This window comes from Methylotenera mobilis 13 (genome assembly GCF_000384255.1).
Taxonomy (GTDB): domain Bacteria; phylum Pseudomonadota; class Gammaproteobacteria; order Burkholderiales; family Methylophilaceae; genus Methylotenera; species Methylotenera mobilis_B.
On the sequence record NZ_KB913035.1, the window covers coordinates 504,779 to 519,738 of the forward strand.

At 41.2% G+C, this 14,960-nt stretch carries 13 protein-coding genes and 1 pseudogene; 7 read left to right on the top strand and 7 right to left on the bottom strand.

Annotation, left to right across the window (positions count from 1 at the left end; all coding sequences use genetic code 11):
- Positions 1–296: 296 nt before the first annotated feature.
- From A391_RS0102385 to A391_RS0102400, 4 genes are all read right to left on the bottom strand, one after another.
- Positions 297–824 carry a DUF3617 domain-containing protein gene (locus A391_RS0102385; protein ID WP_019897039.1) on the bottom strand — a complete coding sequence of 176 codons (528 nt, stop codon included), beginning with the start codon at positions 822–824 and terminating at the stop codon, positions 297–299.
- Between the two features lie 201 nt (positions 825–1,025).
- The gene (locus A391_RS14255) at positions 1,026–3,875 is read right to left on the bottom strand and encodes an EAL domain-containing protein (protein WP_019897040.1); all 2,850 of its coding nucleotides are present in this window, start codon (positions 3,873–3,875) and stop codon (positions 1,026–1,028) included.
- Between the two features lie 18 nt (positions 3,876–3,893).
- Positions 3,894–5,081, bottom strand: coding sequence for a hypothetical protein (locus A391_RS0102395; protein WP_019897041.1), 1,188 nt, complete (start codon positions 5,079–5,081; stop codon positions 3,894–3,896).
- Between the two features lies 1 nt (position 5,082).
- Positions 5,083–5,514 carry a hypothetical protein gene (locus tag A391_RS0102400; RefSeq protein WP_019897042.1) on the bottom strand — a complete coding sequence of 144 codons (432 nt, stop codon included), beginning with the start codon at positions 5,512–5,514 and terminating at the stop codon, positions 5,083–5,085.
- A gap of 479 nt (positions 5,515–5,993) precedes the next feature.
- On the opposite strand from A391_RS0102400, the gene A391_RS0102405 reads away from it, so the two are divergent.
- From A391_RS0102405 to A391_RS14745, 3 genes and pseudogenes are all read left to right on the top strand, one after another.
- Positions 5,994–6,485 (top strand): toll/interleukin-1 receptor domain-containing protein, encoded by a 492-nt coding sequence (locus A391_RS0102405; RefSeq protein ID WP_019897043.1) that lies wholly within the window; start codon positions 5,994–5,996, stop codon positions 6,483–6,485.
- A 490-nt stretch (positions 6,486–6,975) separates the two neighbouring features.
- Positions 6,976–7,263 carry a hypothetical protein gene (locus tag A391_RS13605; protein WP_019897045.1) on the top strand — a complete coding sequence of 96 codons (288 nt, stop codon included), beginning with the start codon at positions 6,976–6,978 and terminating at the stop codon, positions 7,261–7,263.
- 298 nt (positions 7,264–7,561) lie between these two features.
- A pseudogene (locus A391_RS14745) lies at positions 7,562–7,840 on the top strand (transposase); the annotation flags it as partial.
- Positions 7,841–8,115: 275 nt separating this feature from the next.
- Here A391_RS14745 and A391_RS0102420 read toward each other — a convergent pair.
- The 3 genes from A391_RS0102420 to A391_RS0102430 form a co-directional block, all read right to left on the bottom strand.
- Entirely contained in the window at positions 8,116–8,694 is a 579-nt protein-coding gene (locus A391_RS0102420) for a cytochrome P460 family protein (protein ID WP_019897046.1), read from the bottom strand.
- Positions 8,695–8,751: 57 nt separating this feature from the next.
- Entirely contained in the window at positions 8,752–9,291 is a 540-nt protein-coding gene (locus A391_RS0102425; protein WP_019897047.1) for a carboxymuconolactone decarboxylase family protein, read from the bottom strand.
- 281 nt (positions 9,292–9,572) lie between these two features.
- Complete coding sequence (locus A391_RS0102430) at positions 9,573–9,926, bottom strand: hypothetical protein (RefSeq protein WP_019897048.1); 354 nt, start codon at positions 9,924–9,926, stop codon at positions 9,573–9,575.
- Between the two features lie 97 nt (positions 9,927–10,023).
- Between A391_RS0102430 and A391_RS0102435 the strand changes: the two genes are divergently transcribed.
- From A391_RS0102435 to katG, 4 genes are all read left to right on the top strand, one after another.
- Positions 10,024–10,851: an AraC family transcriptional regulator gene (locus A391_RS0102435; RefSeq protein ID WP_019897049.1), complete on the top strand. Its 828-nt coding sequence runs from the start codon at positions 10,024–10,026 to the stop codon at positions 10,849–10,851.
- A 239-nt stretch (positions 10,852–11,090) separates the two neighbouring features.
- A complete protein-coding gene (locus A391_RS0102445; RefSeq protein ID WP_019897051.1) occupies positions 11,091–11,477 on the top strand; it encodes a VOC family protein in 387 nt (128 codons plus the stop codon).
- A 580-nt stretch (positions 11,478–12,057) separates the two neighbouring features.
- On the top strand, positions 12,058–12,363 hold the full coding sequence (locus tag A391_RS0102450) for a hypothetical protein (protein WP_019897052.1): 306 nt from the start codon (positions 12,058–12,060) through the stop codon (positions 12,361–12,363).
- A gap of 279 nt (positions 12,364–12,642) precedes the next feature.
- Positions 12,643–14,847: a catalase/peroxidase HPI gene (katG, locus tag A391_RS0102455; RefSeq protein ID WP_019897053.1), complete on the top strand. Its 2,205-nt coding sequence runs from the start codon at positions 12,643–12,645 to the stop codon at positions 14,845–14,847.
- Positions 14,848–14,960: the final 113 nt, after the last annotated feature.

The following is a 14,960-nucleotide window of genomic DNA, read 5'->3' on the forward strand; positions in this document are numbered from 1 at the left end:
GCAGACTGTTCAAGAACTTCCACAGCATCGCATGCCTACAACAATTTTTTTGCAGCTGGTGTGCAGAGTAAGCGCCAACTAACTTGTGACACATTTCTTTCATATTTCTAACATATCAGTTTAATAATTCGACATTAAACTCACTCACAGTTAAACGTATTAAATAAAGTGAGGTTTGAAATGAGTAGAATATTGTGGAATATGCTAATTGAGTGCTTAAACTGGGGTCTAGTGGCCGTGTTGATTGGGTTTTATATCACAGGTATCTTTGCTTAGCGCCTAAATTGGCTTTGCGACTACTTTGCTGGTTTAGTGTTGTCACAGCTGTTTGCTAGCCATTTGCCATCAACATTTGCTTGCTCGTTGATTGGGTTGTTTTGGATAGAACCAGCAAATTTAGTCACCCCAGTAAAGGTTTCTGCATTTGTAAAATTTCCTTCAGCAGTACCGTGACCATTTAGTTCTGCGTTCACGCATGTGAATGCCATATGGTAGTAATGACCATTTTGCGTTACTTTATTAACCGTGCATCCCGCTTGGTTTTGAACAGCACCGGGCAAGATCTTTTGCTTTGCCATTTCTTCAGTCATGCAGGTTGTGGACTTTGCTGCACCATTTTTAATTTCTGGCACATCAAACCCATATTCCTTAGCCAACGCATTTAAGTTGTCCATTTGCGCTGCTGGGATTTGCGATGCAAAATTTAATAGGTCAGAAGTAGTAGTCACTTCCCATAGTCCAGGTTTAATAGAAACATCTGCTGCGTTGACAGAAGCGGTAAATGACGTGAAAACAAGCGTTAGTGCATATAAACTGCGGTGCATTCAATATCCTAAATTAAGCGTTACTATATTGAGAAAGCGTAATGCTCAGTTAGTTCAGCAAGGTAATCAATCATGTTATTTGTTTTAACAAATAACATTGCAAATTCACGATCATTTATTAATGATCTACTCAAGATTATTTATTCAATGTCCTTCAGTGTATGGAGTAACAGCGATATACAGTCATTGCGATAGCGCTAGTCATTCCTTAAGCCGTGCTTCAAACGCGTCAATCGGTATAGGTTTGCCAAACAAATAGCCTTGATAACAATAGCAGCCGTTATCGAGTAGTATCTGTCTCTGTTCTTCTGTTTCCACACCTTCAGCAATGACGTTCAGGTTTAATGTGTGTGTCATGGCGATAATGGTCCGCACAATCGCTTGGTCACTAACGTTGTTAGTAATTTCGTGCACAAAAGATTGGTCAATTTTTAATTGATCAATCGGTAGGCGTTTTAAGTATTGTAAAGAAGAGTAACCAGTGCCAAAGTCATCTAAAGAAAACTTAATACCAATCTTTTGTAAGGCATGCATGGTCGCAATTGTTTTGTCCAACTCATTCACTAACATGCTTTCTGTTAGCTCTAGCTTCAGTAGCTCAGGGTCAATCCCATTTTTCTTAATAGCAGATGCGACCTGTGCCACAAAGTTATCTTGCAAGAATTGTTGAGCAGTAACATTCACAGATAAAGTTAAATAGTTAGTTTGTGCTGATTTTTTCCAGGCTTTAAGTTGCGCGCAAGCACTGTCTAATACCCATTTCCCTATTGGGACAATCAGCCCAGTTTCTTCTGCGATAGGTATAAATTCATAGGGTGACACCATGCCACGTTTTGGATGTTGCCAGCGGATGAGTACTTCTGCACCCAAAGGTTTGCCATCAGTATCAACCTGAATCTGGTAATACAGCACGAACTCTTTAGCGCTAATGGCCTGATTAAGTTCACGTTCAAGCGTGACATAAGCGTTTAGGCTTTCCTGCATTTTAGGGTCGTAAAAGCAAATGCTGTTACTACCATTTCGTTTCGCCTGGTTGACCGCAATATCGACTTGTTTGAGCAACTCCTCTGCATCATGATTCATGTCATGGAACAAGCAAATGCCCACACTGATTGTGTTTTGGTATAAATGTGTTTGCAATTGAAATGGCTGATTAAGATTTTGTTGAATCTTTGAGACGATACGTTCGACTTGTCCAGCTGATTCAACCGCCTTAGCACTTAGATTCTCTAATAACACAATAAACTCATCGCTCCCAATTCGAGAGACGGTGTCACCTTCGCGCGTGCAAGAGATTAACCTTTTAGACACCTCTTGCAGCAATACATCACCTACTTTGTGCCCCAATGTGTCGTTGATTGATTTAAAGTTATCAAGATCGATAAAAAGTAGCGCGCCATGCTGACCACTTCGGTTGCTGGCACTTAATGCATGTTTCAGTCGGTCTATCAGTAAGCGTCTGTTGGGTAGGTTAGTCAGCACATCATAGTTTGCAAGCTGATGAATCACTTCCTGGGATTTTGTCTGTTCGGTGATATCCATCCCTACCGACAGTAGAATAGCTTCACCTTTGTTATCGTCGTGCAGGCAGGTATGCCTCCAAGAAATGTTACGACGGGTTTTATTAGCGGCAATGAACACTGATTTATGTGCATAACTATATAGCTTGCTATTGGCTACCTCTGATAGCTTAGCTTTTAACGCAATCAACTCGCTTTCAGGTAAATCACTGTACATTTGATCGTCTTTATTCTTACCTGACAGTGTAACCCCAAACTGGTTGATCGATAAAATACGGCCATCTACGTTAGTCGTGGCAATAATAGCCTCAGCGTGATTGAGTAATTTAGTGGCAAACTCTTTTTCTTTTGATACTTCGTTAAAAAGATTTTTCAGAGAAAGGTTTTTTTCAACTACTTCATGCTCTAGCGACTCAAGCTTATAAGATAAGTCGATAGCTGACTGGTCAAGAATATCAACTTCATCTTTTAAAAGATGCGGGTGCAGTTTTATATTGGCGCGTAACGCTTGAAAAGCTCCTTGTCCAAGAAGTGGAATAGAAGACGCAATTCTGCGTAGTCGTTTTAGCGGGATACTAAGTAGTATGTAAAGTAGTGCAAGTATTAGCACAGTAGCAACCATGGCAAATACCATCACCTGCTTGCTATTTTTTTCTACTGTTGCCAAATCATCAGCAATATTTTCAATCACAATCAACTGCATTTCATCAGCCGAGTGAGATGTTTCAAGCTTAACCAAACTTATCTCATAAACATCTTCTGCATCAACATAACGCACAGGCTTCTTTGATAATTCTGCAAAAGAGTAAACACTAGCTACCTTAGCGATTAACGGAATCAATAGTTTAGGACTGGACGCTGCTGCAAAGTGCATTCCCCACAGCGGTTGCTTAATGCTGCTTGAGTCTGACGAAAAAATAATCGCTAAATCGGCGTTTGACGTTTTTTTGAAGGATAAAACTGTATCAGCTAGCGATGCCCCAATTGAAAATGCACCTGCCATTTCACCTTTCTGTAGGATGGGGGCGAATGCATAAATGTTACATGTGTCAGCACATGCAATTAACCCGTTTGAAACCTCTTTGTTAAGAACGGTTTCCCAGTTTTTTTCCCATGATTTTGACTGGACTGATCGATTGGTTTTTGGCTCGTTACCCCATGTTGCAATCACATGCCCATCTGGTGCATATAGCTTGGCATTTTCAACCCCCATGTCAATCTGAAAGCTTGACCAAAAGCTCTCAAAATAATGGTAAAAGGCTGGGCTGTCATATTTCATAAGCCCGTTATTCATATTAATAAAAGTAGGCAACGTGGCAGCTAATTGCCTAATTCGCTCCACATCCATACTAATCAAGCCATTAATTTGCTTCGCATGTTTTATCTGTGCTTCTTTTCTGGTTTGTTCAAATTGTAGTAGGAGCTGGTGTTGAAAATAATATGAGCTAGCAATGCTAAGAATTGCAGAAACGCTAAACAGAATTAACAGTAGCTTCCAGCGTAAGCTAAGAAAATGCGTAGGTTGTGTCACTTGATTCTGCACGGGAGATTAAAACCGCCAAGAGCCCATTAACATCAACATGTCCCACTTACGCTCCATTTCTCGTGGGTTTGTATTGTCTAGTGATGATAGCCAACCCGTTCCATCGAGATGATGCCACTCCCCTCTTAGCATAAATGTTGGCGTTACATCGTAACGTAACCCTAGCATCCAGTCTTTTGCGAAAAACATGTGAGCAGGCAAACCTGTTGCTGCTGAGAGCTTTTTCCCATCGCGGTCACTTTTGTTATTAAAGCTGGCATCATAGCGTGCGACTGCTTGCAAAGAGGGGGTGAGTTGATAGCTACCCTGAACATAATAGCCCTCGATGACATTGCTAAAGTTCGGTGCAAAGTTTCTTGTAATAGATGACTTCATTTGGGAATACTCTGCTGTAAGCTCCCATTTTTCGTGACTGTACTGTGCTGAAATAATCTTGGGGTCTAAATGCACAAATAAATGTGGGTCAACTTCATGTGAGGCTTCCTGATAGTTAAGGTCTATATTGGCCGCAGTAAAAGCTAGGCGTAAGCGGTCATCCGGTGTTGTGTAGATGATGCGCATTAAACGTGAGGCTTTGTCAGACTCCATCTCCCCAGGTTCGTCTTTTCTGATAAATGTTGCTTCACTACCTCGGTCAACGTTTGCTTTTCCCACTACCATGTCAACATTGATTGCCCCCAAACTTCCTTCTCGATTAAAGTAAATTCCAGCACCATCGGATGAAAGCGCAATACTGCGCGCTTTGTCAAAGTAAATAGATTGCGGCAATATAATGCTGGGACGGGTAAATGCAACGTCACGCGTTGTTGTATAAAGCCCAAATGGATTTTTGACGCGACCAAGCCTAACCCCAAATTGGGTAGCTTCATTTGAGTAAACCGTATAGTCAACCAACGCGTAATCTAGTAGTAAGCCATTTTCGTTCACGTTTCCAGCATCAAGTTGGATGACCTGAGCAGAAAATTGCAAATCTGGTCTAGGGCGGTATGAAGCATTAATGCCAATTTCACGAAAGTTAAAACTAATACTATTGTCACTGTCACCATAAAACTTATTATCTGTACTTGATACGATGCCCTGGCTTGCAAAGCCATGAATTTGCACCTTCCCATCGTTAAACTCCACTGCTAATAGGGCTGTTGAGCATGTCGAGCTAAACAAAAACACTATCCAAGTAGCATAGATTCGTAACATATTAGTGCACCTCAACCATACGAATTTTAATTCCATCAATTTTTGATCTTGGAAGATAGCCAATTGCACCGGGGGTGTTGGCAATATTGGTCATCATTTGATCTATATTTGCCACTTCTCGAGGTGCTTGCCCCGTGCCTGAGTAAACCTGACGATCCCACGCAGAGCGAAGTTTATAAGGGAATGTTTCTAAAATTTCTTTTGCGAAAATGAGGTGGTGTGCATTTCGATCAGGCAATACAAACACAACAACAGGGCTGCCATTCGCCCATTGCCTTGCCTTCATGCTAAATATTTGCCGAGAAAAACTACGTGAAATATGACTTTCAACAATATTTTGATTAACAGCCAATACGATTTCTTCGTCGCTAGCTGCAACGCTACCGTTAAGCAGTAACAAAATACATAAGATAAGAGCTTTATTAAAGATCATTGCTGAATTTAAGTACGCAAATGATGCATATAACTCTTAATTAATACCAGGATTCTGATTTTGATTCTGAATAAACATCATCGAAATTAACCTTTGTTATTATTTGGCAAGTCTTATATAAGTCCAATATATCTGATACTGACATATTTTGTCTATAAATGATGTTAGCTAATAAAGTCTGTCGAACAGTGTTACGCTAAAGTATTAATTTAACTTAAATTTATAAATTAGAAAATATAAGTTCGAAGCTGTCGGGCTCGGCAAAAAAATGCTAAAAATTTATCCCCTTTGTAATAAAGGCTGTAGAGCATTTAATATTATCAATATTTAATCAAGCAACTGCTAAGGGGCATAGCGGTCATTTGAAATTAAACAACTTCAAATGAATCGACCAATCACTTGTGTCCTTAATTGCTATTTATTACTATACGTACGCACACGACCGCTTAATATCTGTTAGAGGCTTAGGAAAGGCCAAAATGGAATTCCGTATCTTTGTAAGTTACTCAACACTGGATCTTGCACAAGTTGAATTATTGCGCTCTCAGTTGAGCAACACACCTATCAACCTATTTATTGCGGAGCACTCTGTAACTCCAGGAGAGAATCTCTCTGAGAAGATCAAGGATGGCATATCTGGCTGCGACCTATTTGTCGTTGTCTGGAGCAAAAATGCCAAAGAGTCAGGCTGGGTATCTCAGGAAATAGGTCAAGCACTAGCTCTAAGCAAGCCGATCCTTCCATTGGTCCTTGACAAAGAACACCCCCCATCCGGGTTTGTTTCAAACGTAAAGTACATACCCATGTTTGAGGATGTGCCCCAAGCTCTGTATAAGGCAGAAGAAATCATTACGCGTGAATACACCAAGAAGCATGAGCGCTTACAGGCTGAGAAAAAGAGAAAAGAATCTGACGACATGGCGAAACTAGGAATCGCAGCCTTTCTTCTTTGGCTAGGCACAAGAAGTTGAAATCCTCTTACCACGCGCTTATGGGGACCTCCGAAAGGAGCCGCTGATTAGCTTCACATTAACCACCAGAGATTCGCTCTATGACTGACCAATCACCGTGACTCAAGCGGGAAAATCCGTAAGGTTGGAACAGATCAGTACAAGAATCGGCTTCTTGCATACATTGATTCGCGACATAAAGGCGATGGGAGTGTGGCCATAGATGAGTCGGAACTAGAGTTTCTAGCAGCACGTCTAGACGCAATCTATGAGATGACGTGCAAAGGAGTTTACGTTGATGTTTCGCTCGATGAAGCCCGTCTTGTTGTTATTCACACATACTTGTTCATTGGCGAAATAGCTCGTTTTCCTCGCCATTTTGTTGTTGGCTAACCCTGTAATCTACTGGGCGCTCCGCGTTAAGGCCTCGCAGCATCGATGATTTTCCACGTTGACAGAATCTTTGTGCGTGCATGGTCCTTTGTTTCGAATTTAAAGAATGGAAACTGTTATGACAAAGGGTCTTAAAAAAGAATTTATCACAGTCACTTTTGGATCGGTCACCATTAGAACTGAACAACCTAGTCCTGAAGTCATCAGAAAAAATATTATTGATGGACAAAGGGCTTTTGCTCGAGCAATTGAAGCATTCAAAACCAAGGGCGTAAAACTGAATGTATCCAAAGGAACAGCACTTTACCAAGCAAATCCTAATAATCCCGCGTTATTGATTCGTAATATTGACGGAAAGATAGATCAAGGTGTTTTTGAAAACGGTCAGTTTCGAGTGATTCAGTAGATGTGTGGATTACACTTGAGCATTTCTAATAAAAAACATCCATGATTAATGAAAACAGCTAGTTGTCTACCGAACCGTGGCTAGTCCATTTCGTCATGCCATACGTCTTTCAATGGGCTTACATATATATCTTCAGCTTGAAAAACGTCCTCTATGCCGGACAAAGCTGCCTTTCAATATTGAGGCAAAAAAGCCTCACTGGTCAAGCATAATGGTATCTCCATCAGTCACACCGACCACTCTTCCAGTGATTAGGTCTGCATAGGCTATAGTTTAATTAAACTAAAAGGAGGTAGTTATGGCAAAGGAACGATTTGCTGAGGAGTTTAAATCTGAAGCAGTAAGTCAGGCAGTTGAGCGTGGCTATATATCTTGCAGATGTTACTAAGCGATTGAGTGTTTCTGCGCAAAGTCTTTACAAATGGGTGCGAGCATCAAGCCCATCTGATCAGGAGAAGTAGAAACTGAGTTGGTTGAAGTTCTACTTGAGAACCGTAGATTACTTGCGCAGAAAGAGCGGGATATCTTAAAAAAGGCCGTCGCATACTATGGAGTAAAGTATGCGTTCATAGAATCTTGGAAGGAATAGCATGGTGTTGCTGTATTCTTTAGATTGATGGGTAAGTTGATCTCATCAAATAATTTTCGTAATTTGATGAGATCATCTAATCTTCCCTAGTTGTGGACGTGTTCACTAATAACCATTGGTTAATAAATCAAATTGATGCGGACTTAATCAAAAAAACTTATTATCTAAATGCTTTTCTAATATAGTAAGCATATAGACTATACTCCAAATTGGCGTCCTAGGACGCCCTGTCAAACAGGCAAGGCGTCTATAACTACCCAATGTCATCGTTTCAGTGTCGGGTAACCATTAATGAATACCCAGTCCGTGCGTTTGGCTGGGGTATGACAACCCATACAGGTTTCCTTGAAACTTTTTGAAACATTTCTGGAAGGATCCTTAGCATCATAGAGCGCCCAGCCCCAGCCCTCCTGCCAGTGTGCGTTCCCAGGGAAGCGACCCTTGTTGTCCTTTACCATCACAAACCAAATATTGGTCGACCCGGCCCAATGAGCCTTGCCAGTAGTCTGCTCCCCTGATTCAACCTTGCGGACTTCTTTAACCAATATGCTACCGTCGGGGAATTTTCCAGTTTTACGATAGGCATTTACTGCTTCTTTCTGGGCATATACATCATGAAAACCATGGCCAGGGGCCCCGGCGTCTAAAACAACCCAGGAGCCCATGTGATTCCAGTTTAATCTATAGTCCTTGGGAAGACTAATGTTACCTTTCTGGTCCACTATAGTGCCGAACGTGTTATTAAGCAGATCAATATCCGTAGAGGAAATCTTGTCTGCGGCCATGACATTATTACCTACCAGCCAGAGCGTAGCTGCTGCGATTACTTTAATGTGTTTCATTTGATGTTTCTCCTTGATAATATGTGCTGACAAACCAATGCTGTCGCCACAATCTGGTTAAAGCTCAACTTCAACCAGAGGGAAGTCCACGTCCGTGTTTGCGAGGTTGTTGGTGTAGTTGGTTAGGATATTAAGTGCGACGTTCGCAATGATTTCTATTACAGTACCGTCGTCAATCCCTGCGCGGCGAACTTCTTCCAAGTCCTCAGCACTCAGATGCCCCCGTTTTTGCACTACCTTACGGGAAAACGACACAATGGCATTACTCTTTGAAGCAGCGCCTGTTCCGAAACGTGCGCTTAGTATCTCCGCATCGCTCAGACCTGCTCCTTTACTTATCGCGGTATGTGCACTAAGGCAATACTGGCAGCCATTCTCCTGTGCTACGACTAAGGCTACTATTTCACGCTGACGTGTGTTTAGGAATCCTGACCCTAAGGATTCAGAAAGCCGTAGGTAACCATGCAAGGCTGCCGGAGAATTTGCTAACGTTAGAAACAGATTAGGGATCATTCCGATCTTTGACTTGACCGCAATTAGGGTTTGTGACGTATTGGAATCGGTCGCACTTAGTGCGATGGGTGAAATTGTTGGCATGTAATACTCCTAAATATTTAAGTGCAATCGCACAGGGGATATAATATTTGCATTATTAATATTAATGGAATCAATTAGTCTAAATAAGTAGACAATAAGTATCATTAATGAGTGCTTTACGAAGGCAAGGTTTTACAATTACTGCCTAGTAGTGACAATCTGCAGTATGTGATTGCAACCGAAGCCATTTTTAGTGCATATTTACTGATAATTTGCAAAGGAGATTCAACTATTTTGCGCTATGAAGAATCCCACTATGTGCACATGATGCTTACAAGTCATTACAGACTTGGTTTTAGAACATTCGCAGCTTGTGTTTGCGGATCAGGGAATTTAATTGGTAAGTCCTGATTGCCATGTACAACTCCAGTAGTAAACTGCGCGAATTGATGCAGCGGCTGCAGTACGTGTCTGGCTTGCACCTGAGGCTCCAAGGAATAGTGATTTCCACTTATGCCTCGCTGTGTGATTTTTGTATCTTGGTTTTGGGCTTTTGAGGGTTGCAATACGTTAGCCGCCTGAATCAATGGGTCCTTAGAAGTCGTGGCAGCATGCAAGTTGCTGCTTCCGAAGGAAATTAGTAGCAATGCGCTTGCCGCGATCGATAAAGAATGATTTTTAATTTGCTTGGGCATGTTAGTGTCCTATAAATGATTAAAGAAGCAGAATTATTCACTAATAATATAAACTAATGGTATCATTGAGTATTAATTAATATACTGAAAGTTCCAAATGACCGATAGGCTTGCTGGTTTTTTCCGGCATTACACATTCAGCGCAAGAACTTTTTATACTGGTAATCTATGTAGTCAAGAGACCTTCGACAAGAAAGGAGGCACTGGACATCTGCATCTACTGCGTAAAGGTCGGTTGAAGGTGAAATCCCCAGAGCACGAAACGGTGCTTGTGGAAGAGCCGGCTCTAATCTTCTATCCTCGACCAACAGTGCATAGCTTCCTGATAGATGATAGAGAAGGGGTGGATTTAGTGTGTGCTTTCATAGAGCTTGGGGGGGCAGCCGGCAACCCGTTGGCGCGCGCACTACCTGGTTTCATATTGATGCCTTTTCGAGAGTTTCCCAGCCTTGCAGGAACCCTGGATTTATTGTTTGCAGAAGCATTCGATTCTCATTGCGGAAGGCAGACCGCGATTGATTGCTTAACAGAATATTTGCTGATTCAGGTGCTTCGCCATGTGATGGATGATGGCTCTAACCAAATTGGACTGTTGTCGGGGCTAGCGGATAAACGCCTCGCCAAGGCGTTGGCAGCCATGCATGAAAGTCCGGCACATCAGTGGTCGCTGGAATTGTTGGCAAGCACTGCAGGAATGTCACGTGCACGTTTTGCTGTGCATTTTCGCGAAACTATAGGCATGACGCCAGGTGATTACCTTGTCCAGTGGAGGGTTGGCATGGTACAGGAGATGCTAAGACGTGGGCTTCCTATCAATCTGATTGCTCACAAAGTTGGCTATGGGAGCTCAAGCGCATTGTCCAGGGCATTTCGCGCTCAGACTGGCCTGTCTCCAAGTGACTGGAGTAAGCAAGCAGCGGATTGAGATTAAAGAAGTTATCTCAGCATCATTTTTGGGCAATCCGAGTTATATGTGTGAATAAAGCAATTTAAATGAGACGGCTACATTTAACTATGGGACTATCTATAATAATATTTCTCATAGAGGCCGATAAATATAAGACCTATAACAAAATGGCTTATGCCATGTATGATATTACTAAAATATATCAATAAGTAGACCTAAAGATCTCTATAATTACAGTTAGGAATTAAAGCCCTCCCATGAAAATTGACGGCCTTGATCATTTAGTTCTTACTGTCAAAGATATCGAAACATCAATTGCTTTCTATTCAATAGTATTGGGCATGGAGGTCATTACCTTCATCGGCGGGCGAAAAGCACTATCTTTTGGAACACAGAAAATTAACCTGCATCAACATAAAAAAGAGTTTGAGCCCAAAGCTCAACATCCAACACCAGGTTCGGCAGATTTGTGCTTTATCACGTCTGTTCCAATCCCTGAAGTCGTAAACCATCTTTCATTTTGTAATGTGGCTGTAATTGATGGCCCTGTCCAGCGTACAGGAGCTACTGGTCCAATTCTTTCGGTATATTTTCGCGATCCTGACATGAACCTAATCGAGGTTTCAAATCGCGTCCAGACTTGACAAACTTTTCGTGTGAAACGCTAGTTTTTAATAGTACTCAGTGCATAGAAAAGGAAGTAAGAATACCAAACATGCGATGGCGACTATGCAAGTAAAGAGCAAATATCACCTAAAATTTTAGAAAAAATTACTGGGCACTTTAGTCTAGATACATGACCAATTTTCTATTGAATCATTGAAAAAATTTTTAATGCCTGGCAAGCAGATCATTATCTGCTGATTATCCGTAAAAATTTTTGCCTTACAAAGCGAGTTAACACCAGCCCACTTCAAACATAATTTCACTGGATTTACTCGAGAGGCCGCACGGGCTGGGATTCAAACTTTGACGGCTGCTACTATTTTTCAAAAATAGGAGTCCAGTTTCAACTATAAAACTCCTAAAGCTGAAGGCTCAAAAGAAATCATTACATATTCAATGCTTATCTAATACAAACACCCCCTAAGAGTAAAGTTTCCAGCGCGTTGTATTCAACTTGTTAATACCTCCATTCAAAATAGCAATTTCATTTTAGCCTGACAAAAGTTTTAAATAGTCACATAGCTGATTGCTATTGATTTTTAACAAAGGAAGCTAAATATGAAAAACATCGTAACAGTAATTTTGACAACATCTATTATATCTGTATCTGCGAATGCTGCTGAAGTAACAGCAGATACTAATCTAGCTATAGGCGCAAATACAATTCTTGCTAATTTTAAGCGATTGACTGAAGTGCCTGTCGCTGAAACACCTAGCGTTGATAAATCATTAGCCATTGGAGTCAATAATATTCTTGGCAATTTTAAAAGATTGACTCAAGTTGAATTAGATCGTCAAGCGATTAATAGTGCGCCAGAAAATGAGTATATGAAAGCATTATTGAAGCAAGTGCCATCTAAGTAAGATTTTACACCAGCATTACAAGCTAATGCAGAAAAAGCTGCATACATCAAATAACCTAATGAATTTCATTACTACTTGCTGTAAGAAACGTGAGGTTTGATTCATATTATCAACGTATCTTCAGCTGGTTGTAATCACGAGAGTGATTAGTTTGTGTTTCATTAATATCTCAGAATGCTTCGTTTTATGTCTATTAATGCCATTGAGCATACGACATTTGTAAATTCGAAACATATAAAAATTTAAAATATATTGTTTGTGAAAAGGAGATGACCTAGCATGAAAAAAACATTTTTATTATCAGCAATGACTCTAGCAGTTGTTGCTGCCCTCTCTTCAAGCCCAAGCTACGCTATGACCAATACAGATAATAAGTTTTGGTGGCCAGAGCAACTTGATTTGCGACCTTTACGTCAAAATGGCATTGAATCGAATCCGTTAGACAAAAATTTTAATTATGCACAGGAATTTAAAAGGTTAGATATCAAAGCTGTAAAAGCGGATATTGAGAAGGTAATGAAAACTTCTCAACCCTGGTGGCCAGCTGACTATGGTACCTATGCTCCATTTTTTATTCGCATGGCTTGGCATAGCGCAGGTGTTTATCGCGTCTTTGATGGTCGTGGAGGTGCGGCTGGTGGTCAACAACGATTTGAAGCCCTCAATAGCTGGCCTGACAATACAAGTCTTGATAAAGCACGTCGATTATTATGGCCTGTCAAGCAAAAATACGGAAATCAGATTTCCTGGGGCGATTTGATGGTGTTAACTGGTAACGTTGCCTTGGAATCTATGGGTTTTAAAACTTTTGGTTTCGCAGGTGGCCGTGTCGATGATTGGGAAGCTGAGATCGTCAATTGGGGGCCAGAGAAAAAATTCTTAGATGACAAACGTTACTCTGGAAAACGTGATTTAGTTCAACCTCTAGCAGCAGTTCAAATGGGTCTTATTTATGTTAACCCCGAAGGTCCTAACGGCAATCCTGACCCATTATTGGCTGCTCAAGATATTCGCGAAACATTTGGTAGAATGGCAATGAATGACGAGGAGACTGTTGCTCTTATTGCTGGTGGACATACTTTTGGTAAAGCACATGGAGCACACAAGCCAGAAGAGTGCTTGGGTAAAGAGCCTGCAACTGCTGGCATTGAAGAGCAAGGCTTGGGTTGGAAGAACAAGTGTGGCAAAGGCTATAGTGAAGACACTGTAACAAGTGGTTTAGAAGGTGCATGGTCAGTTAACCCGACCCAATGGACCACACAGTATCTTGATAACTTGTTTAATTTTGAGTGGGTACAAACCAAGAGTCCTGCAGGTGGAATTCAATGGGAGCCAGCGAATGCAGATAATACCAAGTTTGTTCCTGATGCACACATTCCTAACAAACGTCATGCACCTATCATGTTTACTACGGATCTATCCCTGAAGTTTGATCCAAGTTACAGCAAGATTGCTAAACGATTTAAAGATCACCCAGAGGAGTATCAATTAGCATTTGCTAAAGCATGGTTTAAACTCACACATCGTGACATGGGACCTCGTACACGTTATTTGGGGGCTGAAGTTCCAAAGGAGGTCTTGATATGGCAGGATCCTATCCCAGCTCTTAATCATGCTCTGATTGATACACAAGACATCGCTATACTTAAATCAGTTATTCTTTCATCAGGTGTATCCAGCTCTGCTTTGATACGAACTGCATGGGCATCAGCCTCCACATTTCGTGGTACAGACATGCGTGGCGGTGCCAATGGTGCGCGAATTCGTTTGGCACCTCAAAAAGATTGGGAAGCAAACAATCCAATAGAGCTGCAATCAGTAATTACTAAGCTTGAATCTGTGCAAAAGGCTTTTAACAAAACACTCAAAGGGGATAAGCAAGTTTCTCTTGCAGATGTAATTGTTTTGGCGGGTAACGTGGCTGTTGAGCAAGCTGCCAAAAAAGCAGGTTTTGAAATTAAGGTCCCATTCAAACTTGGTAGAATGGATGCAAATCAATCCCAAACTGATGTGCAGTCATTTAGTTTTTTAAAGCCAACTGCTGATGCATTTAGAAACTATTACACTTCGGACAGCTATTTATCCCCTACAGAAGCCTTAGTCGATAAGGCAGTTATGTTGAATTTAAATATACCAGAGATGACTGCATTGTTAGGTGGCTTACGTGTGTTGGATACGAACACAGGGAATACTCAACATGGCGTATTTACATCCAGGCCTGGTACTCTAAGCAATGACTTTTTTGTTAATTTGTTAGATATGTCGACCGAATGGAAAAAGTCCTCGAAAGAAGGACTCTTTGAGGGATATGATAGGTCAAACAAAAAGCTAAAATGGAGTGCGACACCTGTAGATTTGATTTTCGGCTCACATTCTGAGTTACGTGCTGTGTCTGAGGTGTACGCAGCTAGTGGGGGTAACAAAAAGCTGGTGCAAGACTTTGTCAAAGCATGGAGTAAAGTGATGGAAGCTGATCGCTTTTAATTACTAGTTCGTACTATTGTCATTAAAGGGGGCAACACGATTTGGTGTTGTCCCTTTTTATTCATGTGATTTATAAATATTAAAGCCTTAAGAGGCCATGTCAATTGCGATTA

What these genes read in the sequence shown, in the direction of transcription:
- A391_RS0102385 (WP_019897039.1), bottom strand. Translation starts at nt 824, where the DNA reads ATGCACCGCAGTTTATATGCACTAACGCTTGTTTTCACGTCATTTACC.
- A391_RS0102395 (WP_019897041.1), bottom strand. Translation starts at nt 5,081, where the DNA reads ATGTTACGAATCTATGCTACTTGGATAGTGTTTTTGTTTAGCTCGACA.
- A391_RS0102400 (WP_019897042.1), bottom strand. Translation starts at nt 5,514, where the DNA reads ATGATCTTTAATAAAGCTCTTATCTTATGTATTTTGTTACTGCTTAAC.
- A391_RS0102405 (WP_019897043.1), top strand. Translation starts at nt 5,994, where the DNA reads ATGGAATTCCGTATCTTTGTAAGTTACTCAACACTGGATCTTGCACAA.
- A391_RS13605 (WP_019897045.1), top strand. Translation starts at nt 6,976, where the DNA reads ATGACAAAGGGTCTTAAAAAAGAATTTATCACAGTCACTTTTGGATCG.
- A391_RS0102420 (WP_019897046.1), bottom strand. Translation starts at nt 8,694, where the DNA reads ATGAAACACATTAAAGTAATCGCAGCAGCTACGCTCTGGCTGGTAGGT.
- A391_RS0102425 (WP_019897047.1), bottom strand. Translation starts at nt 9,291, where the DNA reads ATGCCAACAATTTCACCCATCGCACTAAGTGCGACCGATTCCAATACG.
- A391_RS0102430 (WP_019897048.1), bottom strand. Translation starts at nt 9,926, where the DNA reads ATGCCCAAGCAAATTAAAAATCATTCTTTATCGATCGCGGCAAGCGCA.
- A391_RS0102435 (WP_019897049.1), top strand. Translation starts at nt 10,024, where the DNA reads ATGACCGATAGGCTTGCTGGTTTTTTCCGGCATTACACATTCAGCGCA.
- A391_RS0102445 (WP_019897051.1), top strand. Translation starts at nt 11,091, where the DNA reads ATGAAAATTGACGGCCTTGATCATTTAGTTCTTACTGTCAAAGATATC.
- A391_RS0102450 (WP_019897052.1), top strand. Translation starts at nt 12,058, where the DNA reads ATGAAAAACATCGTAACAGTAATTTTGACAACATCTATTATATCTGTA.
- katG (WP_019897053.1), top strand. Translation starts at nt 12,643, where the DNA reads ATGAAAAAAACATTTTTATTATCAGCAATGACTCTAGCAGTTGTTGCT.